Consider the following 23337-nt stretch of genomic DNA (forward strand, 5'->3'; position numbering starts at 1 on the left):
AGGGATGTGTCAAGTTTTCTATGAAAACTTGACATGTAGCTCCAGCCATTTGCCGAAGGCAAATTTTGCATGGCTGGAGTTCAAGATGGAGGAAGAGATATGTATTGTGATAATTGTGGTTGTGAATTGGGGGAGAACGTAAGAAAGTGTCCTGTCTGTGGAAAAGAATTTCCTTTGATAGAGCCGGAAGTTGACGACAGCACAACTGTGCTTACAAGTGAGCCGGACGTCGATGAGGACGATGACAGCACAACTGTCCTGACAGGCGGAACACAGGGCATGCCTCAGATGATGCAGCAGCCACAGGGTAATCCTGTGCCACCGCAGCAGCCTCAGATGGGAATGCCACAACCTCAGATAATGCCACAGGAAGGCGCCGATATAATGATAAAGAAAAAGGGCGAGAAGAAGGGTATGAGCAAGGGTGCAAAGGCCGCACTCATAGCTATACCAGTGGCTATCGTCATCGCTATAGGCGTCTTTGCATTTATATTTGTTCCAAAGTTTAGAAAGTATAACGAGGCCAACGACCTCATGGACCAGGGAAAGGTTGAAGAGGCCGTGACACTGTATAAGGATCTTGGAAAATTCAAGGATTCCTATACAAAGGCAAACGGAGACGCTTATTATGAGTATGCCGAGGGTCTTGAAAAAGAAGGCAAGAACCTTGAGGCGGCTGAATATTATAAGAAGTCAGGCAATAGCAGAAAGGCTGCAGAGAACTACAGCAAGTCATCTGACGGTGACGAGGAGAGTTTCAGCAGCGATGACGCATTTGATAAGGCTTATCAGTGTTATTACAATGCGGGAATGGATCAGATGAATGCGGCATCCTACGATGCAGCCATAGATGCATTCAACAATGCAGGCTCATACAAGGATGCATCGGACAAGGTTATCGAGTGTACATATAAGAAGGCGGAGGCACTTATAACAGCCAAGAAGTACGATGACGCCATCAGTATTCTGTCAACCATAGAGGAGTACAGCGATTCCCAGACTCTTCTTGCAAAGTGCTATTACAACAAGGCATCAGAGCTGCTCGACAGCGGCAAATATGACGATGCGTATGATATGTACATGAAGTCAGAATTTGATGACTACAAGAACAAGGCCAGTGAGTGTACATACAAGAAGGCAGAGCAGTATTACAAGAACAAGGATTACGAGAATGCCATCAAGAGCTATGATAAGGTTGACAAGGATTACAAGGACTGTGTAGCTGAGAAAGACAAGTGTTATCAGGCACTTGGAGCCCAGGCATACAAGGACAAGGAATACAAGAAGTCAGTTGATTACTATGAGAAGGTAGTCAAGACTGATGTGTCCAAGAAGATAGCAAATGGAAAGCTTGCATTTGCAAATGCAAATAAGAACGCAGCCAATGAGACTACAATGACGTATCTCGGAGAACTCAGATACGACGGCAACGAGAAGGCTCAGAAGCTGTATTCAGAGCTTGTGAAGTGGAATATAGAATCATTTGTAAACAGCAGTGAAAAAGATCTTGATAAGGGATCTAACAGCATCAAGACAAAGGATGGATCAGATATATATATTCATACGTCATTTGGATTTGACGGTGATGACTCTATGAAGATATCGGGATACGTTGTGTATGCGGATGGAAACAAGTCTGACGTCATAACATTCTCAGATCCTGTGGTTGACGGCTGGTCAACATGGGTCAAGATATCAGGTGACAGCGCACCTAAGGGTGTAACATATCTGTATCTTCAGAACGAGACGACCAAGAAGATCATAGAGGTATATCCGTTCACAATAAAGTAAAGAGACAGGGTGATATATGTGATAAACAGACCTGAATTGCTGGCTCTGGAATTCTACAAGTTGCGGCCTTTTAAGGGCAGTGACAAGGGTATCCGTTACATGATACAGAAGGATGTTGTGGAGATTGAGCCGGAGGGTGAAAAAGATCAGACAGAGGAAGATGCACCGAAGGAGACAAAGACTGTACTCACGGCATTTATATGGCCGGAGCCATTCTGTTTTGAGGTCACACCGGATGAACAGAAGGGATCGAAGCAGTTTGATTTTTCCGAGGAAGGATTGTGTGAGGCCATAGCCTGGTTGAATGAAAATCATGATGCATATGCACAAAAAAAACAATAATAAACTACTTAAAAGAATAATTGGAATAACAGCGACTGTCATCATTCTGGTGGCAGCAGTTGTTGCAATTATTTTTTTTCATCTTATGAGAAAACCTCAGATAAAGCTTGTGGAGGCCATGGTAAATACCATCAATTCTTCCAGAGAGTCGGAGATGAATCAGCAGTATGGCACATTTGACATGGGTATGAACATGATAAATGGCAGTCAGAGCTTTTCATTTGAGGATAATTCTGATCACAGCGTTGACATATCGCTGAAGAGAAGTGCTTCGGATCACAATTTTCTTGCGGAGGCAGGAGTTGATGACAAGACATTCAAGCTCTATGCAAATAAGAGGACTTCTCTCATATATATAGATGATATGGCAATCAGAATACAGTACGCTGACAATCTCATCACGAACATGAGCAATTCTCAGGTGGTATCACTGCTCGGGATAGACAGCGACACAGTATACTCATTTGGCACTGCTTATGAGAATTGTATGAGGATGGCTGCAAATAATTATACGGACATCAATGGTGACGATATCCAGACAGATATTATCCAGAAGACACTTAAGTATTTCTTCAATATGGAGGGTACGAGTGAGGGAAAACAGACTGTGGTCACGGGAGACAGAACCCAGGACTGCAAGGTTTATTCTGTCATCTTCAATGTGGATGATTTCTACAGTTATCTGGACGACTGTTTTGGCACACATGATATAGATCTTCAGGAAGTGTATGACATGCTTGACAAATACATACCGGAGATAGATACCATTGACAATACGGCAGAATTGGTACATGATATAAAGCAATTTGTGGATGAAATGTTAGACGGCAGGGATATCACGCTCTATTTTGCTGTGAACAGTAAAAATGAGCTGGTCAAGCTGTATGCGGATCATGTGTCCGACAGGGATATGAGCATGTCGCTGACATTTTACGGAGACAAATATACAGCACAGTCGTATGAGTTCACTGTTACTGACAATTCTGACAACCATCTTGTGATAAAAAAGAGGGATGTGAGCAGTGACGGAGAGACAGGAGTGGTGTTTGATGTGGATATATCGGCAGCCGATCTCATGGATTCCGTGAAGCCTGTCAGCATAAGTGCATCGGTGGAACTCAGATTGTCGGGAAGTGATGCGGTTCTTGGTATACAGGTTGGAGATGCCGTGTTCAGAAAGAACGCGGATATAACCGGATATAAAAAGGGAGAGAGCATTGATCTGGCGTGGAGTGGCGACAGTGACGGAAGCATGCATATCGGATGTGATCCGGGAGCCATAGACAAACCGGAATACAGGGACAGCCTGGATATATTTGACACAGATGTGATAAGTGCGTATAAATTTATAAAAGAGATAATGAACAGATAGATGGAGATTTGTATATGAGTGATACATCAGTTGTGGATAACTCCACGGGCAAAGAAAAAAGCAGATATACATCGGGAACCATATATAAGATGATAATTGCTATAACGTTCCTTCTGGCATTTGGACTGATAATGATATTCAGCGCATCCAGTTACGGTACGGCTGCCAGCAATTTCAGAAGCCAGTTGGTGTTTATCGTTTTCGGAGCATTGGCAATATGGGGATTGGCGTTTTTCCCATACGGTCTGTATAAGAAGCTTACATGGCCTGCATATTTTCTGTCATTGATACTGACATTTTTGCTTCTCACGCCATTGGGAGTAAATGTAAATGGTGCGACGAGATGGATCCAGATCCCTCACATACCATTCAGAATCCAGATCGCTGATATAGTGAAGACTCTCATGATCATATTCATAGCTTCATTTATAAGCAGCAAATGGAGAGAGATGCATAAGTGGCAGACTGTCATAATACTGTGGGTGCTTGTGGGACTCCAGGCGGGACTTTTGCTCGTCATATCCACAAACCTGAGTTCGTGTCTGGTCGTTCTTGGAATATGTTACTGTTCAACATTTATAGCCAGCAAGAACTGGAAACTGCATTTGGGAATATTGCTGATAGCTGTGGTGGTGGCGGTGGTCTATGTGAAGGTAGCCACGAGCTACCTGCCTACGGAGGAAGAACTTCTGTCAAATGACAACTTCCGTGCAAAGCGAATCCTGGGATGGCTGTACACAGAAAAATATGAGAAGAGTGCAGGATATCAGGTCATACAGTCGCTGTATGCCATAGGAAGCGGATCTTTCTTCGGCAAGGGACTTGGAAATGGAACACAGAAGCTTTCGGCTATACCGGAGGCCCAGAATGATATGATCTTCGCGATAATCTGCGAGGAACTTGGTGTGGCAGGAGCAATCATGTTATTTCTTCTGTATGGCTATCTGTTATACCAGATGTATGTTATAGTTAAAGAGTCATCGAACGTATTTGGAAGCATGATGGTCATAGGTGTGATGGTACACCTTGTATGCCAGATAGTGATCAACGTAAGCGTTGCGACAAATGTAATTCCGAATACAGGTGTTACTCTTCCTTTCATAAGCTCGGGAGGTTCCGCACTTCTCATGACCATGGTCGAGTGTGGTATGTGTATAGGAATCAGAAGGCAGCAGACGAGAAGAGTGTATCAGAAGCATTTGAATGAATAAAATCCATGTGAGGAATAAGAGAGGTAGTATATGGTAAAGTTTAGAAAAATTGCGTTTTTGACAATGGCAGCAGTATTGTTGTCAACTTGTGCGACAGGAATCTCAAATCTGTCAGAAAGCAGGGTCGGCGGACAGTACACGGTGTACGCTGCGGAGACTCAGGCTGATGCCGGAGAGAGTGTTGCGACATTGACGGATGCAACTGCCACTGTGAAGAATAAGAAGGGCTGGTATACCAAGAACGGTAAGACATATTATTACGATGAGAACGGCAAGGCGTTAAAGAGCAAGTTCCTTACATACAAGGGCGACAAATATTATTTTAACAGATATGGCCGCATGGTGAGAGGTCTTAACAAGATCCAGAATAATTACTATTACTTCAGAACAAATGGCAAGGCACTGGTGAATACCTGGAAGAAAATAAAGGGTAAGAAGTATTACTTTGGTTCTGATGGAAAAGCCTATAAGGGTGCACATAAGGTAAAGAATAGCAAGTATTACTATAATTTCTCAAGTAATGGTTATCTTGCGGAGGGTGTCAGAAAGATAAATGGCGTGACATACAGATTTGGTTCCAATGGAAAGCCATATACAGGATGGTATACTACAAAGCTTGGAAACAGACAGTATTACAGCGCTTCAGGTGTTGCATACAAAGGACCTAAGAAGGTAAATGGCAAGCTGTATCTGTTCGACAAGAATGGTGCACTGGTGAAGGGCAGAGGCTGGAAATATTACAACGGCAAGCGTTACTTCGTAAGCGTCAAGGGAACATTACTCACCGGATACAGATATGTGGATGGAGCATACTATTACTTCAGTAAGAGCGGTGCCATGTACAGAAGCAAGTGGGCATATGCGAATGGATATAAGTTCTATTTCAACAGAGGTGGCAAGAGACTCACAGATGTTGATAAGATCCTCGGAAAACAGGATTCCTATGAGATAAAGGTCAACAAGACCACAAATGTTGTGACTGTATATGCAAAGGATGGCAACAAGGGATATATCATTCCGGTAAAGGCATTTGTATGTTCAGGCGGTGACACAACACCTCTTGGAACATTCTATACACCTGCAAAGGGAAGATGGTGGACACTGATGGGACCATGTTATGGACAGTGGGATACACTTATAACAGGTGATATACTGTTCCACTCTGTGTATTACGGAGAGGAGGATCCTACCACATTATCAGTCAGCGCTTATAACATGCTCGGAACGACATGCTCACACGGATGTATAAGACTTAAGGCAGGAGATGCAAAGTGGATATATGACAACTGCGATCTTGGAACAAAGGTAACTATATTCGAGAGCAATAAGAGCGGCCCGTTCCCTAAGCCTACATCAGTTCAGCTTGATTACAGCCATACATGGGATCCTACAGATCCAACCATGGCATACAAGTGTAGAGAGAACGGATGTCATAAGGAAATAGCGTGGTAATATCGTGTTCAATGTGGAGAGAATAGATATATGAAAAAAGCGTCGTGGATGGACATGGGCAGAAAATATATATTATTTATGATTGCGGTCATCTGTTTTGCAGGTATCTGCATGGGATGCGGGAAGGTGGATGACGGTCAGGAGGAGAGTACCGGTATCCAGATAAAGAGCGGTGATGTTGAATCCGCGGAGAATATGACTCAGATAGGAGTGTATCTCGATGTGGATAAGAACAGTTCCGAGATAACGGATGTGAAGTACAAGATATCCGGTGACATAGGTATCGTGAGTTTCAGGTACAGCGGAGTGAAGGTTGAACTCAGAGGCTCCTGCAAATACGAGATGTACGATCTGGCGGGCGTTGAGAACACCAGCAATGGTGACATGATAACCGGCAACATCCAGGGATACAGTGCTACTTATTACACTCTGACTCCCGGACGTATAGCTTTCTGGAGCGATGGAACAATTAACTATTCGCTATATATATACGTCACAGCCAGTGATGAGGTACTCAATGAAGTGCTGTCACATATAGTATTTGAGAACAGATATACGGACAGGGCTGATGTCCAGCAGCAGATAGAGACGGACAGCAGAGCATTTGCTGAGAAGATCGTGAAGGTGTTCAATGATGAAGATCTTGAGACCATGAAGGATATGGTTTTATATCCTCAGGAGACAAGTGGTGGACAGTCCATAGCAAATGAAAATGAGCTGTTGAATATAAGCAAAAAAGACCTGTTCACAGATATACTCATGAAGGCTCTGAACGATGAGAATGCGCTGGATAATCTGAGAAAAACTAACGACGGTTCCGAATATGTAATCGGAACAAATTATAAAAATGTACATTTTATATTGAACGATGACGGACAGTTTGTCATCACAAAAATAAATAACTGATATTTACCCCCTGCACATAAGGGCAACTGATATGTGCAGGGGATTTTTCTGTTTAAAATACTGAAAAAGTTCTATTTGCCACGAATAAGTTCAGAATGTGATAAGTATGGGAGTATAGTGGGAAAATTTAGAGGACGATTCGCGTTGAGACTGTGTATTAAAGTCCTTAGAATTGTATCAGGACAGGAAATAACTTAAGACAGGACCTGATCTGAGACAAGGAGGAGATATACACGATGACAGAGAGAGTTTACAGTATAAGTGAGGCAGCAGCCAAGGTTGAGGTTGAGTCACATGTGCTTAGGTATTGGGAGGAAGAGCTTGAGATCGATATCAAGAGAAATGACATGGGTCACAGGTGCTACAGTGAGAAGGATGTAAAGATACTTCAGAGGGTTAAGACTTTGAAGGATAAGGGGATACAGCTCAAGGCGATAAAGGATATGGTTCACAGAATGTATGAACTTCTTGACGAGGGAGAGAGCACAGAGGAAAAAAATGCGGATGATGCGGTGACGGAGCTTATCGCAGAGAGTGAAAATACAGAGAAGAAGACCATAGAAACCATAAGGGTGAGCAGCGATGTGGGGGATGATTCAAGAATAGTTGATTTCAAGATGGCACAATTCCAGAATATCATGGACAAGATAATCAGCAACTCCATAAAGGACAACCTTAAGGTGATAACACAGTCAGTGTCCGCTGCGGTGTCCGATGACGTGGTAAAACAGATGGATGTGCTGATGAAGGAGAAGGAGGATCAGGAGGAAGCGAGATACAGAAAGCTTGACGCCACCATAAGAGAACTTCAGCAGACCAGACAGGAGGTTGCGGCAACGGAGATAAAGAGGAAGAAAAAGGGCATTTTCAGAAGAAAACAGAGAGAGAGTTTATAAAAACTTCACACACTAACAATAGGGATTAATGCTATAATTAGCGCTAGTAAGATGGGAGTTAACACGAATGAAGATTACTAAGAAAGTTAAGATAGCGATAATTTTTATATGGATAGCAGCGATATTGTCCATGGTTATAGGTACGGCTATCATAGGGCGATATTTTATCACTGGAACTTATGGCCGAAATCACTCACTGCAGCTTTTATATTCGGAGGACGATCCGGTCAATGATGTGTACAAATCTCTGTCCACATTGCGTGAGGAAGTTATAAGCAAGGTGAAGAAGAATCCTTCATACTATACAACCCAGGATAATGCAGATGCACTGGATGAAAAGAGCTCGGTATTAAATACTCATATAGCAGTGAAGAAGGATGGAGAGTACATATATAGTTCCGTTGATCCTTTTTCTGAGAGCCTGAAGGAGCAGTTAAAGAGAAATGATAACAGTTCGAATATCAATGCGATAGATGGTGATTCGATTGATACCGGAAATAACAGTGATATAAAGGTTCAGGAATATCTCATAACCCAGCCGTCATTCTATCTGTGCAACCAGGTATCATATGTGCTGGATGGAAGTCAGGTAGATATTTACATGCTCACATACTATGGTAATTATATGGCGAAGTTCAGGGGAACCATCATGGGTTATTCCATACTGATGGTTCTAATGATGATGCTCCTGAGCGGTGTCGTGGCATTCCTTGTATACCAGCAGTTTGTGAATCCTCTTGTCAAGCTCAAGGAGGCAGCAGAGCGTATGGGCTCAGGCAACCTTGACGAGAAGATAGACTTTGGCGATAACAGAGTCGATGAGGTTGGTGAGCTCTGTGAGTCATTTGAGGATATGAGACAGAAACTGTCAGACTTTACCAAGGCGAAGATGAGATATGAGGAAGAGAACAGGCAGCTCATAAGCAATATATCACACGATCTCCGTACTCCTATCACGACCATCAAGGGTTATGTGGAGGGAATCATGGATGGAGTTGCAGATACCCCTGAGAAGCAGGAGAGATATCTGAAGATGATATACAGCAAGGCAAATGAGATGGACAGCCTCATCAATGAGCTTTCACTGTATACGAATATCAACAACAACGCCATACCATATGAGTTCCACAGGGTATCGGTGAAGGATTATTTTGATGACTGTATGGAGGAGGTATATACGACGCTCCTTTCCAAGAACATGACGCTCACATACAAGAACTATTGTGATGACGATGTGAAGGTCATAGTTGATCCTGACCAGCTCAAGAGGGTCATCAACAACATAATTACAAATGCTATCAAGTATACCGATAAGGAATATGGACAGATAGATATCAACATATATGACAATGACGCGGAGGTTAAGGTATCCATAAGCGACAATGGCCGTGGAATAGATTCAGAGAGTCTGCCTCATATATTTGACAGAATGTACAGAGCTGACAGCGCAAGACAGTCAAGAGGCGGAAGTGGTCTTGGACTTGCTATATGCAAGAAGATCGTTGAGGAGCACGGCGGCAACATATATGCCACAAGCCAGCTTGGTGTCGGAACAACGATAGTATTTACCCTGAAGAAGTATATTCCAAAGGTTGAGGAGATCGAGGGTGATACTTCTGACGCCAGCGGTGAACAGCAGGCAAATGTAAAAAAGGATACACAGAAAAAAGATGATCAGAGAAAAGACAATCAGAAAAAGGATGGTCAGAGAAAAGGATCATTGCAGATCATAAATTCACTAAAGAAAAGGAGAGATACAGATGAGTAAGATATTGATCATAGAAGATGAGCTTAGTATTGCAGAGCTTGAGAGAGATTATCTGGAGCTCAATGATTTCGAGGTAGAGATAGAGACAAATGGACTTAAGGGTCTTGAGAAGGCATTGGATGAGGAATACAGTCTTATCCTTCTGGATCTCATGCTCCCTGAGGTGGATGGATTTGAGATATGCCGACAGATAAGGGAGAAGAAGGATATTCCGATCATCATGGTAACAGCCAAGAAGAATGATATAGACAAGATCAGAGGTCTTGGTCTGGGAGTTGACGACTATGTCACAAAGCCATTCAGTCCAAGTGAGCTGGTGGCAAGAGTCAAGGCGCACATATCCAGATACGAGAGACTTGTTGGTTCAACGGCACTCAAGAATGACGTCATCGAGATCAGAGGTCTTAAGATAGACAAGACGGACAGAAGAGTGTATGTTGATAACGAGGAGAAGGTATTTACGAATAAGGAGTTCGATATACTGTGCTTCCTTGCCAGCAACCCAAACAAGGTATTTTCCAAGGATGAGCTGTTCAGCAAGATATGGAATATGGACAGCATAGGAGATATAGCCACGGTTACTGTTCATATCAAGAAGATCAGAGAGAAGATTGAATTTGACACATCGAATCCACAGTACATAGAGACTGTGTGGGGCGTGGGCTATAGGTTTAGGATGTGATAAGAAAGCCCCAGACGGCGAACATGCAGCGTTCATGCTTGCATGAAACGCTGCATGTTCATCGGATGGGCAGATATTCATGAGCATGTATGCCGATAGGCAGGAATGCGAATGAATGTGCGATTACGAGAGCCACGAAGTGGCGAAGTAATCGTAAGGCTTTCTTATCACAATTATAATAAGCCCCAGATGGCGAATGAGGAGAAAACAAATGAAATTAAACATTTTACATGAGGATAATGATATAATCGTGGCTGTAAAGCCATGTGGTGTGCCAACTCAGCCGGACAAGACCAATTCAGAGAGCATGGTGAGTATGCTCAAGCTCAGGATATACGAGAAGGAGAACAGAAAAGAGGAGCCATATCTTGTGCCTATACACAGACTGGACAGGCCTGTAGGCGGAGTTATGGTATTTGCCAAGACTCCTGAGGCGGCTGCAAATCTCTCAAAGCAGAGCGAGGATGGTTCTATGATGAAGTATTATCAGGCGATCCTCACTGGTGAGCTTCCAAATGACCAGGGAGTTTTGAAGGATTATCTTCTTCACGATACTAAGGACAATGTGACAAAGGTCGTGGACAAGGACACACCTGGAGCAAAGTATTCCGAGTTGGAATATGAGGTGCTGGATGTCATGGATACGGACGAGGGAGTTCTGTCATATATACTTGTTGAACTCATAACTGGAAGACATCATCAGATCAGGGCTCAGTTTGCGAAGAGAAAGTGCGGAATATGGGGTGACACGAAGTACAACCCTAAGTTCCAGAAGACGAAGAAGAAATATAAAGAAATAGGACTTCACGCGTCCAGATTGGAATTTGACCATCCGACAACAGGGGAACACATGGTGTTCAAGCATGAGCCGGAGGGCGGAGCATTTGCCATTCTGGATCTGGATGAGTTTTAGTTAAAATGGTATTTACAGGGCGGATGTTGGCATGTTTCGTGTTGACATACGTCCTGAAATTTTGTAGATTAAAGAGTGTATGCATTAGGTAGTTCAGCTATGCAGCAGATATAGAATGTTTTAGAATTAAGGAGATAAATAAGATGGCAAACGATAAGAAGATGGTTGAAGCTATTACTTCCATGGATGAAGATTTTGCACAGTGGTATACTGACGTTGTCCTCAAGGCAGGACTTATCGCATATACCAACGTGAAGGGATGTATGGCTATCAAGCCCGCAGGATATGCAATCTGGGAGCTTATACAGAAGCAGCTTGATGAGAGATTCAAGGCTACAGGTGTGGAGAATGTGTACATGCCTATGCTTATTCCAGAGAGCCTTCTTGAGAAGGAGAAGGATCACGTTGAGGGATTTGCACCTGAGGTAGCATGGGTTACTTATGGCGGACTCAATCCACTCACAGAGCGTATGTGTGTAAGACCTACATCAGAGACTCTGTTCTGTGATTTCTACAAGAATGATATCCAGTCATATCGTGATCTGCCAAGGGTATATAATCAGTGGTGTTCAGTTATGCGTTGGGAGAAGGAGACAAGACCATTCCTTCGTTCAAGAGAGTTCCTGTGGCAGGAGGGACACACTGCACATGCAACAGCCGAGGAGGCTGAGGCAAGAACAATACAGATGCTGAATCTGTATGCAGACTTCTGTGAGGATGTACTGGCTATGCCTGTTATCCGTGGACAGAAGACAGAGAAGGAGAAGTTCGCAGGAGCAGAGGCAACATACACAATAGAGGCACTTATGCACGATGGCAAGGCGCTCCAGTCAGGAACAAGCCATAACTTCGGAGACGGATTTGCCAAGGCATTTGGAATACAGTTTACAGACAAGGACAACAAGCTCAAGTATGTTCATCAGACATCATGGGGTATGACAACAAGACTTATCGGAGCCATCATCATGGTTCACGGAGACAATTCAGGTCTTGTACTTCCTCCAAAGGTTGCTCCAACTCAGGTCATGATCATTCCTATCATGCAGAAGAAAGCAGGAGTGCTTGAGAAGGCAGCAGAGCTCCGTGAGAAGCTTGGAGCATTCAGAGTAAAGGTCGATGACAGCGACAAGAGCCCAGGCTGGAAGTTCTCAGAGCAGGAGATGAGAGGTATTCCTATCAGAGTTGAGATCGGACCAAAGGATATCGAGGCCAATCAGGCAGTTCTGGTACGCCGTGACACAAGAGAGAAGATCACAGTATCACTTGATGAGATAGATACAAAGGTTGGAGAGCTTCTTGGGACTATCCAGAAGGATATGTTCGAGAGAGCAAAGGCTCACAGAGATTCACATACACATGCAGCTCTTAACTGGGATGAGTTCAAGAATATCATCGACAACGAGCAGGGCTTTGTAAAGGCTATGTGGTGCGGCGAGACAGCTTGTGAGGAGGCTATCAAGGATGAGACAGGAGCATCCACAAGATGTATGCCATTTGCACAGGAGCATCTTTCAGATGTATGTGTACACTGCGGCAAGCCGGCCAAGAAGATGGTATACTTCGGAAGAGCATACTAAAATATAGATAATAATCATGTATAATAACTTCTTCAGCATTTTGCTGGAGAAGTTATTATTTTACAGATATAAAGATGCGGAGAGAAGATATATGAGAATAGACATTCCAGAGGGAGCAAATAAAGTTATAGAGGGTCTTGAGGCAGCAGGCTATGAGGCCTATATAGTCGGCGGCTGCGTGAGAGACAGCATACTCGGAAGAGAGCCGGGGGACTGGGATATCACCACATCTGCCAGACCTGAGCAGGTCAAGGAGATATTCAGGCGAACCGTAGATACAGGAATAGAGCATGGAACCGTAACAGTCATGATGGGCAAGGAAGGCTATGAGGTCACGACGTACAGGATAGATGGAGAGTACAGTGATCACAGGAGACCGGATCAGGTGGAGTTCACAGCCAGCCTTGAGGAGGATCTGAAGAGAAGAGACTTCACCATAAATGCCATGGCGTACAGCCACAGCAAGGGCATAATAGATATGTTTGGCGGTGTGCAGGATCTGAATGACAAGGTTATAAGGGCTGTCGGTGTGGCAAGGGACAGATTCGATGAGGATGCACTTAGGATACTCAGAGCCATAAGATTTGCGGGACAGCTTGGATTTGACATAGAGAGGGATACCCGAAAGGCCATGATCATCCAGGCACAGTACCTCAAGGATATAAGTGCGGAGAGGATCAGGGTGGAGCTCACAAAGCTCCTTGTATCAGATCACCCGGACAAGCTGCTCGAGGCCTATGTTACAGGGATCACTGCATATATCCTTCCTGAATTTGACAAGATGATGGAGCAGCCACAGAACAACCAGTATCACAGATACAATGTGGGTGTACACTCCATTGAGGCGGTTAAGAATATAAGAGCTGATGTAACCATGAGATGGGCGGCACTTCTCCACGATATAGGCAAGCCATCCACACACACTGTGGACGAGAATGGAACAGATCACTTTTACGACCACCAGATCGCGGGAGTTCCACTGGCGGAGGCGGTTCTCAGAAGACTGAAGTTTGACAACAATACCATCAAGGACGTGTGCAAGCTGGTGAGATGGCATGACTTTGGCATGGGCTGCGTTCCGAAGAAGAATACCATCAGGAAGCTTCTCGGAGAGGTTGGAAAGGATTTCTTCCCATATATAATCGAGATCAAGAAAGCCGATATGGCTGCCCAGAGCGATTACAAGCTGGAGGAGAGACAGAGCCAGCTTGCGGAGCTTGAGAAGAAATATGAAGAGATCGTGGCAGATGCTGACTGCGTCAGGATCAAGGACCTCAAGGTAAATGGCGGAGACCTCATAAAGATGGGAATAAAGCCGGGACCTCAGATGGGCGAGATACTTCAGAAACTGCTGGATATGGTTATAGAAGACCCGGAGAAGAACGACAGGGAATATCTTATTGAACAGGTCAAAATGATGTAAGGAGTATGTATTTCCCATATCATATAAAAAAGAATTATTGGATGATGCGATAACAGTCGTAAAAAAATCCGGTAAAATATAATAACTTAAGAATGAATCTTAACAGCCCCTCATACAATAATTTAGCAGGTTATTATTGCTATAAAGTGAGCGACAGTTGTAGGAGGGGGTTTTTATTTGGCTGAAAAAATGGGTGAAGTGTATGAAGCATACGATATGGAAGTACAGGGAACGGGCAGAGGAAGAGGTGCTGTGATCCTGATGACGGACAAGGGGGTCAGACAGGTGTCATCCCTGAATGGAACTGACGAGAGGCTTCAGCAGGAGAAGGAATTCAAGGATAAGATATATGAAAAGGGCTTCTGTAATATAGACCGGGTCGTGGCCAACAGAGAAGACGAGCTGGTGACCTGCGACAGGTATGGAAATCCATTTGTGTGCAGGGAATATTTCCAAGGGCGGGAGTGTAATGCATCAAGCATAAGGGATCTTGAGAAAGCAGTTATAAATCTGGCGTGGTTTCACAGAGCCGGAAGGGAACTGTACATGGAGGAGAATACGTCATACACAAAAAAAACTCCGGGAAATCTGGATAGAAAGGTAAATGAGCTTCGCAGGATAAGAAATTTTGTCAGCAGGAGAACCCTGAAGAATGACTTTGAGATGATGTACATAAAGACATTTGATTATTTTTACAGCCAGGCAGAGAAGTGCCTGTCGCTGTTTCAGGATAATTTCACATACAACGACAAATGGCTTGGCTATTGTCACGGCTCGTATAATTATCACAGCGTGATGTTCTGTGATGGATACATAGCAACCATAAATTTTGACCGGTTCCATGTGGGATACCAGCTCATGGATCTGTACCAGTTTCTCCGCAAAGCCATGGAGAAGAACAGGTATGATATCACCATGGCGAAGGACATTCTGAGTGCGTACAGTCAGATCAATTATCTTGAACATGAGGATTATGAATTCATATATCTTATGTACAGTTTCCCGGAGAAGTTCTGGAAGATAAGTAACCGGTATATGAACACCAGAAAGAGCTACATATCCCCGGTTTTGATGGAAAAACTCCAAAAAGTTATCGAAGATGACCAAGAAAAGCTCAAAATTTTGAGTGAAATTAACGATACCTATGGACTTCACAAGCTGACAAATTAAGAGTATAATGTTGGGGCGTGGATAATAATTGAGTTAGACACGTGATACTGAATTGTGATGTATTTTACAGATGGTTTTTTCGTGTGTGTGTTTTCCATTTGTAGGATGCTCTATGGGTAACATAAAGCAATAGATTTCACAGGAGGCAAAATGATGAGCGATTATAATTACAAGGACGTGTATGAGCAGTGGGTGAACAATCCTTTGTTTGGTCAGGAAACCAAGGATGAGCTCTTAGCGATCAAGGACGACGAGAAAGAGATAGAAGAAAGATTCTATTGTGATCTTGTATTTGGAACAGCCGGACTTCGAGGCATCATCGGAGCTGGTACTAACAGAATGAACATATATGTAGTGCGCAAGGCTACACAGGGACTTGCAAACTACATCATCAAGGCGGGCAAGCAGGACAAAGGTGTGGCAATAGCTTATGATTCAAGAAGAATGTCACCTGAGTTCTCTATGGAGGCAGCTCTCTGCCTGGCAGCAAATGGCATAAAGGCTTACAGATTCGAGTCACTCAGACCGACACCTGAGCTTTCATTTGCAGTGAGATATCTGGACTGTGTAGCTGGTATCAATGTAACAGCATCACACAACCCACCAGAGTACAATGGATATAAGGTATACTGGGAGGATGGCGCACAGATCACACCACCTCATGACCAGGGAATCATGGCCGAGGTAAAGGCCATCACAGATTTCGCAGATACAAAGACCATGGACATGGTAGAGGCAAAGAAGAAGGGGCTTCTTGTAACTATCGGTTCAGAGGTTGATGACGCATACATGGGCGAGCTCAAGAAGCTCATCCTCAATCAGGATGCAATTGACAAGTATGGCAAGGATATCAAGATCGTGTACACACCACTTCACGGAACAGGCAACATCCCTGTAAGAAGGATTCTCAAGGAGATCGGATTTGAGAATGTGTACGTGGTTCCTGAGCAGGAGCTTCCGGATGGAGATTTCCCAACAGTTGAGTATCCAAACCCAGAGGCAAAGGAAGCATTTGCACTGGCACTCAAGCTGGCAAAGGAGGTCGATGCAGATCTCGTTCTGGCAACAGACCCTGATGCCGACAGACTCGGATGCTACGCCAAGGATTCCAAGACAGGTGAGTACAAGGTATTCACAGGTAACATGTCAGGAAGCTTACTCTGCGAGTATGAGGTGAGCCAGATGAAGGAGAAGAATGGCAGCCTTCCAGCAGACGGAGCAATCATCAAGACTATCGTTACTACCAACATGGTAGATGCTATAGCAAAGTATTATGGAACAGATCTCATCGAGTGTTTCACAGGTTTCAAGAACATTGGCCGTGAGATCCTCAGATTTGAGCAGACAGGCAAGGGAACATACCTCTTCGGATTCGAGGAGAGCTACGGATGCCTGATCGGAACCCACGCAAGAGACAAGGATGCCGTTGTTGCAACTATGGCTCTCTGCGAGGCAGCAGCTTACTACAAGGGTCAGGGCAAGACTCTTTGGGATGCAATGATGGATATGTACGAGAAGTACGGATATTATGTAGATGACATCAAGACCGTAACACTCAAGGGTGTTGAGGGATCTAAGAAGATCGGACACATCATGAATATCCTCCGTGCAAATGTACCTGAGGATGTTGCAGGCTACAAGACAAAGGTAGTTCGTGACTATCGTCTTGAGTATATAAGAAACATCGAGACAGGCGAGGTTAAGCCTACCGGTTTCCCTAATGCAAATGTACTCTACTATGAGCTTGAGAACGATGCATGGCTTGCAGTAAGACCTTCAGGAACTGAGCCAAAGATCAAGTTCTACTACGGAGTAAAGGGTTCATCATACGATGAGGCACAGAAGGAGTCAGCAGCATTTGGTGACAAGGTCATGGATCTTATCTATGATATACTTGAAAAGTAATAAAGAAAAATAATCATAAACAAACGGATTGTTACAGTGACGTATAATATACGGTCACAATGTAGCAGTCCGTTTTTTATTTTAAAATAAATTAAGTATACAAAGGAGGTAAACTGCTCTTATTATATGGGCAAAGACAGTGGGAGAATAGATTATGACAGAGAGTGTAAAGAAAAATAAAGAAATCAGGACAAATCGGTATTTCTGGATCGCATGCATAGTGCTGGTGTTACTGCAGTATGGACTGTGCATCCACTACGGGCTTAAGAGACAGTATCTGTTTTGTGATGAGGTGTACAGCTATGGCCTTGCAAACTCCACGGACAAGACTTTTCTCCATCCGGGAGAGGACAACACGCCACTTGATGAGTGGGTGACGGGGTCATATTTTGAAAACTATATGAATTATAACGATGATTCATTCAACTACAGTGCGGCATACAGAAATCAGGAAAATGATGTCCACCCGCCGGTATATTATATGCTGCTGCATACGGTGTGCTACTTTTTCAAAGGAGCGGGATACAGTGCAGTTCCGGGAATAGTGCTCAACCTCATACTCCTGATATTTGTGGATATTCTTCTGTTGTATGTGGCGGCATATCTGCTTGGAAACAGATGGTATGGACTGATGGCGGCAGCTCTGTGGGGCGTATCATCGGTGGGCATAAGCAACTGTATGCTCATACGGATGTATCTTCTTCAGACCTTGAATGTATTGCTGCTGACGGCGGTTCATGTATATATACTGAGACATAAAAAGAAGATGACCGTGCCGTATTTTATATTGCTGGCACTGGCGGTCATGTTCGGCGGACTCACACACTATTATTTCTACTTCTATGTTGCCGGACTTGGATTGTGTGTATGTATATACCTGCTGTATATGCGAAAGGTAAAGCAGATGTTTGTGTATGGCTTTAGTCTTGTTGCTGGACTTGGTGCGGCAATAGCGGTATTTCCCGCAACGATAAAGCACATATTTGGTTACAGGGGAAGCTATGCTACCGATAATCTGATAGGACTTTCCGGTCACAAATTCTTATATTATATCAGTTATATAAACAGGTCGTATTTTGCAGGACTGCTTCCGCTGATCGTACTTGTGGCACTGGTGCTCATCGTGGCAAGGATAGTGCTTTCATTTGTGGATATAAAGATATCCTTGGTCAGGGAAAATGATGGATTATCCTACAGAGTATGTATACACAGGAGAGATATAGATGCGGACAGAACAGGAAGGATAGAGTCACGCTCACTGTTATTGGCGGGAGTTATCGTGGCTGACGCCGTTCTTGCATTTGTGGGAATACAGGGGTCCGAGCTTGTAAATGCAAGATATATCTACTCGGCACTTCCTATAGTGGCTGTGTTTATGATATGGTGTATGATGAAGCTGGTTCCAGTAATAACCAGGAAGAGATGTGCAGTTGTAACCGCTGTCATATGCCTGGTATTATGTGCAGGCAGTATAGCTGTAAAGGGTATAGACTGGCAGTACATGGGCTACAGCGACTGGAGCACAGCCATGGAGGAGATGAAGGGACAGGACTGTATCATACTGTGTCACGGAGATGGCAAATGGAACAACGTGTACGCGGGAATGAACGTATTTTCCCAGATGGGAAGATGCAGGTATGTGTATGAGGATGATATAGACAGCATCGCAGACCTGGTGGAGGACTGTGGCGATGAGATATATGTGGCGGTCATCAATGATCCAAAATTTGAAAAGAAAAAGATACACAAGATGACTGAGAAAATAGCAGAGATAACAAAGTATACAAAGAAATCTATAGAATACAGATTTTCAGGAATACGAATTTATAAATTTAAAGCAGGTGAAACAAAATGAAAAAAGTTAGCTTGATAATTCCATGCTATAACGAAGAGCAGGCTCTTCCGATATTTGCAGGGGAGCTGGACAAGGTGAGACAGGAACTCAGGCAGTATGATTTTGAGGTTCTTATGGTTAATGATGGTTCGTCGGATAAGACTCTTGAGACCATGAAAAAGATCTCAGAGGAATACGATTATTTCAAGTATTTGTCATTTTCCAGAAACTTTGGTAAGGAGGCTGCAATGTATGCGGGCTTCTGCAATGCAGATGGGGATTACGTGGCGGTGATGGATGCCGACATGCAGGATCCGCCAAGTCTGCTCCCGGAGATGCTCGGTATACTTGAGCAGGGAGAATATGACAGTGTGGCGACCAGAAGAGTCACCAGAAAGGGCGAGCCGCCGATAAGATCATGGTTTGCGCGGATGTTCTACAAGATCATCAACAAGATATCCGACGCCGATGTCGTGGATGGCGCCAGGGATTTCAGGCTTATGAAGGCAGAGATGAAGGATGCCATCGTGTCGATGTGCGAGTACAACAGATTCTCCAAGGGAATATTTGGCTGGATCGGGTTCAGGACAAAATGGCTGGAATACGAGAATGTGGAGAGAGTTGCGGGCGAGACGAAGTGGAACTTCTGGAAGCTTTTCAAATACGCACTGGACGGAATAATCAACTTCTCCGAGGCGCCGATGAGTATAGCTTCAGGATTTGGAATATTTTGTACATTTGTCGCATTTGTCATGATGCTGTTCTTCTTCATAAGAAAGCTGGTGTGGGGAGACCCTGTTGCGGGATGGCCGTCACTTGTGTGCATCATACTGTTTATATCAGGACTCCAGTTCCTGTGCATAGGAATAATGGGTAAATATATCGCCAAGACATATATGGAGACCAAGAGCAGACCACATTATATAATTTCCGACACCAATAAAGACGACGTGAATAAGATAAATTGATAACATTATGAAGCTGTATTGTGATGGAATGGTTATGATACAGCTTTATTTGGATGATAAGACGTTTTATGTAATATTTACATCCGTTACAGGTACATATAGTTGTAATTTGACTACTTGATAGCTTATAATTTAGATGATACTGTTTTAGTCAAATGGGGCTTATGTTTGGTAGACATGGGGGTAACATGCAATGAATCTTACAGTAAAATGTCCATCCTGCGGCGGTGTTGTGGTACTGAATCCTAAGACGAGGCAGCTGCAGTGTACGCAGTGTGATTCGGTGATCAGCAGAGGCATAGGAGAAGAAAACTCTGCCATGACCAGGAATGAGGATGGAGAGCTTGTAGATAAGAGAAGCTATAAGGCAATTCAGAAGATTGCCAGAATAAAAAGATACATAACTGATGCCACGGATACGATATACACATTGGATGAGATCAATATTGGAAAGGATGATGAATCACCAAGGTATATGGATATGAATCTATATGAATGTACATCCTGTGGTGCAAGACTTATGGTGAAATCCACGGAAACTTCCAGTTTCTGTGCGTATTGTGGGCAGCCGATGATATTGGTTGACAGAGTTAAGGATGAACTGGAGCCGGACCTTATTATTCCATTTGGAATTTCTCAGAAGAGAGCAGAACAGCTTATACGTGACAGGTTCTGTAAGGGGTGGTTTGTTCCGGATGAGATAAAGAAATTTGAGATTGATAAGATACGAGGAATATATATACCATATTGGCTGGCATCTTATCATGTTAGAAAAAAGCTCAAGTATGTATTTCAGGAGAATGAAAAAGGCGAGCGCGTTAGTAATTATGAAAAATGCTTTGGTTCTATAGCAGCAGTTGCACAGAAAACTGCAGACAAAACAGTCACACACAATTGTATGAGAGATTGTGAGTGTACAGTTCCAAGGGTACCTGGTGATGCAACAAGAAGATTGAATGATCACATTTCGGCAAGACTGGAGCCTTATGATTTAGAGAAGGCTTTGACGTTTTCCCCAGAATATCTGTCCGGATTTTACACGGACAGGTACGATGTACCAGCTGCCGAGATCGCAGCCGTTGCAAAGAGAAAGAGCAATGATGCGGTGAAGGAAGAGATGATGAGCGATGTTCCGAAAAACGCCCGGGTTACTGAGGAAAAAACGGATATAAAGATGACAGATATCGAGTATGCATTGCTGCCAGCGTGGTTCATGACTTTTCGTTATCAGGGAATACTCTATACCGTGGCGGTGAATGGGCAGACCGGCAAGGTCGTGGGAAATGTCCCATCCAACAGATTTAAGGTTGGGGCATCCATAGCGATACTTATGACAGTGATGGTTGTGCTGTGTACATATGTATCTGTATTTGTTGGGGGACTTATGACGGATCTGTATAGGATAAGTGCAGGTGTGGATGATTCAAGTGGAGCCTTTATGGTATTTTCCGCGTATGTGGCTGGAGTTATATATAGTTTGGTGAGCTTCTGGCGTGCGATCAACAAGCTTCACAGATCAAGGATAGATATTCACAGATTCAGAAGTTATGGCACTATAGAATACGTGAAGGAAAGGCAGGATAAGACATGGGTTCGATAGTATTTTTGTATGTTGCAATAGGTATCGTGTGCGGGATATGCTTAACGGTATCCATAGTGATTTCTGCTCTTGTAAGATCCAACAATATTGGACAGAATGAGGAGAAGAAAGCGGAATATGTTGATTATACTACATTTGTGTATCATGCAAAGTATGACAGCCACAGCCCGATTAACTATTTCGATGGATATTATAAGGATTGAGTCAGATCCTTCGATATCGCACAGAAGTTTATAGAGCAATGATATGATGACAAAACCAGGGGGATTTGGTATCATATTTTTGATATATTTTCACATAGGGAAAGGAATTGGAGGTAACAGGAATGAACGAGAATCAGGATCAGCAGTTTGGTCAGCCACAGGGAGAACAGCAGGTGGCAGATCAGGCACAGACAAATCAGCAGGCGGCGGAGAACAGCCAGCCACAGGCAGATCAGCAGGCAGCGGCTTACAGCCAGCCGCAGATGAGTCAGCAGGGAGTGTACAATCAGCAAGGCTATGGCCAGCAGATGAACCAGCAGGGTGCATACAATCAGCAGGGTTATGGCCAGCAGATGAACCAGCAGGGTGCATACAACCAGCAGGGCTACGGTCAGCAGATGAACCAGCAGATGTATAATCAGCAGGGTTATGGCCAGCAGATGAACCAGGGAGCATACAATCAGCAGGGCTACGGTCAGCAGATGAACCAGCAGATGTATGGTCAGCAGGGCTACGGCCAGCCACAGATGAACCAGCAGATGTACGGCCAGCAGGGCTATGCACAGCCACAGCCGAAGAAGCCATCAGCAGCGGGCAATATGATAAATGATCTTCTCAAGAATGTGATAGGTCTTTTCAAGAGCCCTGCAGATACAGCGGGTGAGATGGTTCAGAGTGACAACATGGTTCCTGGCGGAATACTTGCAGGGGTAAATGCCATCCTCTCACTTATATTTGTAACTGTCGGATTCCTCATAATGGGATTTGACTTTGGCGATTCAATAGCAAAGGGCTTCTACATGTTCTTCTTCACTATAATCGCAGCAGTCATCATGACAGCAGCGGTATTTATCGCCGGAGGAATTATATTCAAGGGTGGAATCACATTTGGAAAAGCACTTAACGCCGTTGGTGTATTTGCACTTTATGAGGCAATAGCAATGGTTGCAGGAATCATATTTGAGATCATCTCAGCACTCTTCCACAAGGTTGATTTCCTCAGCGGAATCATCGGAGGCTTTGGATACATACTCTTCCTCGGAATAAGCCTTTGCGGAATCGTGATCGCAGCTCATGCGTTATTCGATAACCTTGAGACAAATGACAACTCAAAGATATTTGCAGTTATCGCTGCTATAGTTATCTCAGTATTCCTCATCACTGTTATAGATAACATCGCAGAAAAGATATTCAGTGACAGCGCAACATGTGCAGAGCAGGTACTCAGCTACTTCAAGAACGCTGCAACAGTATTTGGTTACCGTCACTGGTAAGACATAATTTATAGATATTTTACAGGAAGCAGACAGATCTGAAAATTGAC

General features: G+C 43.8%; 19 protein-coding genes. All 19 read left to right on the plus strand.

Going from position 1 to position 23337, the window contains the following annotated elements; translation table 11 throughout:
- Positions 1-99 precede the first annotated feature (99 nt).
- A complete protein-coding gene (locus DW159_RS08080) occupies positions 100-1791 on the plus strand; it encodes a tetratricopeptide repeat protein (RefSeq protein WP_055272027.1) in 1692 nt (563 codons plus the stop codon).
- 18 nt (positions 1792-1809) lie between these two features.
- Complete coding sequence (locus DW159_RS08085; RefSeq protein WP_070098442.1) at positions 1810-2133, plus strand: hypothetical protein; 324 nt, start codon at positions 1810-1812, stop codon at positions 2131-2133.
- Positions 2114-3505: a hypothetical protein gene (locus DW159_RS08090; RefSeq protein WP_242992642.1), complete on the plus strand. Its 1392-nt coding sequence runs from the start codon at positions 2114-2116 to the stop codon at positions 3503-3505. Before DW159_RS08085 ends, DW159_RS08090 begins: the two co-directional genes overlap by 20 nt.
- 14 nt (positions 3506-3519) lie before the next feature.
- Positions 3520-4716 (plus strand): FtsW/RodA/SpoVE family cell cycle protein, encoded by a 1197-nt coding sequence (locus DW159_RS08095; protein WP_015534440.1) that lies wholly within the window; start codon positions 3520-3522, stop codon positions 4714-4716.
- A 30-nt stretch (positions 4717-4746) separates the two neighbouring features.
- Positions 4747-6168, plus strand: coding sequence for a L,D-transpeptidase family protein (locus DW159_RS08100; RefSeq protein ID WP_117549940.1), 1422 nt, complete (start codon positions 4747-4749; stop codon positions 6166-6168).
- Positions 6169-6198: 30 nt separating this feature from the next.
- The gene (locus DW159_RS08105; RefSeq protein WP_117549942.1) at positions 6199-7074 is read left to right on the plus strand and encodes a hypothetical protein; all 876 of its coding nucleotides are present in this window, start codon (positions 6199-6201) and stop codon (positions 7072-7074) included.
- A gap of 236 nt (positions 7075-7310) precedes the next feature.
- Positions 7311-7970, plus strand: coding sequence for a helix-turn-helix domain-containing protein (locus DW159_RS08110; RefSeq protein ID WP_117549944.1), 660 nt, complete (start codon positions 7311-7313; stop codon positions 7968-7970).
- A 67-nt stretch (positions 7971-8037) separates the two neighbouring features.
- The gene (locus DW159_RS08115) at positions 8038-9738 is read left to right on the plus strand and encodes a sensor histidine kinase (protein WP_117549946.1); all 1701 of its coding nucleotides are present in this window, start codon (positions 8038-8040) and stop codon (positions 9736-9738) included.
- Positions 9731-10420 carry a response regulator transcription factor gene (locus DW159_RS08120; protein ID WP_022217373.1) on the plus strand — a complete coding sequence of 230 codons (690 nt, stop codon included), beginning with the start codon at positions 9731-9733 and terminating at the stop codon, positions 10418-10420. The genes DW159_RS08115 and DW159_RS08120 overlap by 8 nt, the downstream gene beginning before the upstream one ends.
- A 211-nt stretch (positions 10421-10631) precedes the next feature.
- A complete protein-coding gene (locus tag DW159_RS08125) occupies positions 10632-11333 on the plus strand; it encodes an RluA family pseudouridine synthase (RefSeq protein ID WP_022217372.1) in 702 nt (233 codons plus the stop codon).
- Positions 11334-11476: 143 nt separating this feature from the next.
- Complete coding sequence (gene proS / locus DW159_RS08130; protein ID WP_117549948.1) at positions 11477-12910, plus strand: proline--tRNA ligase; 1434 nt, start codon at positions 11477-11479, stop codon at positions 12908-12910.
- A gap of 91 nt (positions 12911-13001) precedes the next feature.
- On the plus strand, positions 13002-14333 hold the full coding sequence (locus DW159_RS08135) for a CCA tRNA nucleotidyltransferase (RefSeq protein WP_117549950.1): 1332 nt from the start codon (positions 13002-13004) through the stop codon (positions 14331-14333).
- 177 nt (positions 14334-14510) lie between these two features.
- Positions 14511-15503, plus strand: coding sequence for a hypothetical protein (locus tag DW159_RS08140; RefSeq protein WP_242992643.1), 993 nt, complete (start codon positions 14511-14513; stop codon positions 15501-15503).
- Positions 15504-15656: 153 nt separating this feature from the next.
- Positions 15657-17408, plus strand: a complete 1752-nt coding sequence (locus DW159_RS08145) for a phospho-sugar mutase (RefSeq protein WP_117549954.1) — start codon at positions 15657-15659, stop codon at positions 17406-17408.
- Between the two features lie 154 nt (positions 17409-17562).
- Positions 17563-19263, plus strand: coding sequence for a hypothetical protein (locus DW159_RS08150; protein ID WP_117549956.1), 1701 nt, complete (start codon positions 17563-17565; stop codon positions 19261-19263).
- The gene (locus DW159_RS08155; RefSeq protein ID WP_117549958.1) at positions 19260-20210 is read left to right on the plus strand and encodes a glycosyltransferase family 2 protein; all 951 of its coding nucleotides are present in this window, start codon (positions 19260-19262) and stop codon (positions 20208-20210) included. Before DW159_RS08150 ends, DW159_RS08155 begins: the two co-directional genes overlap by 4 nt.
- Before the next feature lie 193 nt (positions 20211-20403).
- A complete protein-coding gene (locus DW159_RS08160; RefSeq protein ID WP_117549959.1) occupies positions 20404-21810 on the plus strand; it encodes a hypothetical protein in 1407 nt (468 codons plus the stop codon).
- Positions 21798-22013, plus strand: coding sequence for a hypothetical protein (locus DW159_RS08165; protein ID WP_015534452.1), 216 nt, complete (start codon positions 21798-21800; stop codon positions 22011-22013). Before DW159_RS08160 ends, DW159_RS08165 begins: the two co-directional genes overlap by 13 nt.
- 122 nt (positions 22014-22135) lie before the next feature.
- A complete protein-coding gene (locus DW159_RS08170) occupies positions 22136-23287 on the plus strand; it encodes a YIP1 family protein (protein ID WP_055145904.1) in 1152 nt (383 codons plus the stop codon).
- The last annotated feature ends 50 nt before the right edge of the window (positions 23288-23337 follow it).

The sequence above is a fragment of the Coprococcus sp. AM14-16 genome, assembly GCF_003434675.1.
Lineage (GTDB): Bacteria > Bacillota > Clostridia > Lachnospirales > Lachnospiraceae > Coprococcus > Coprococcus aceti.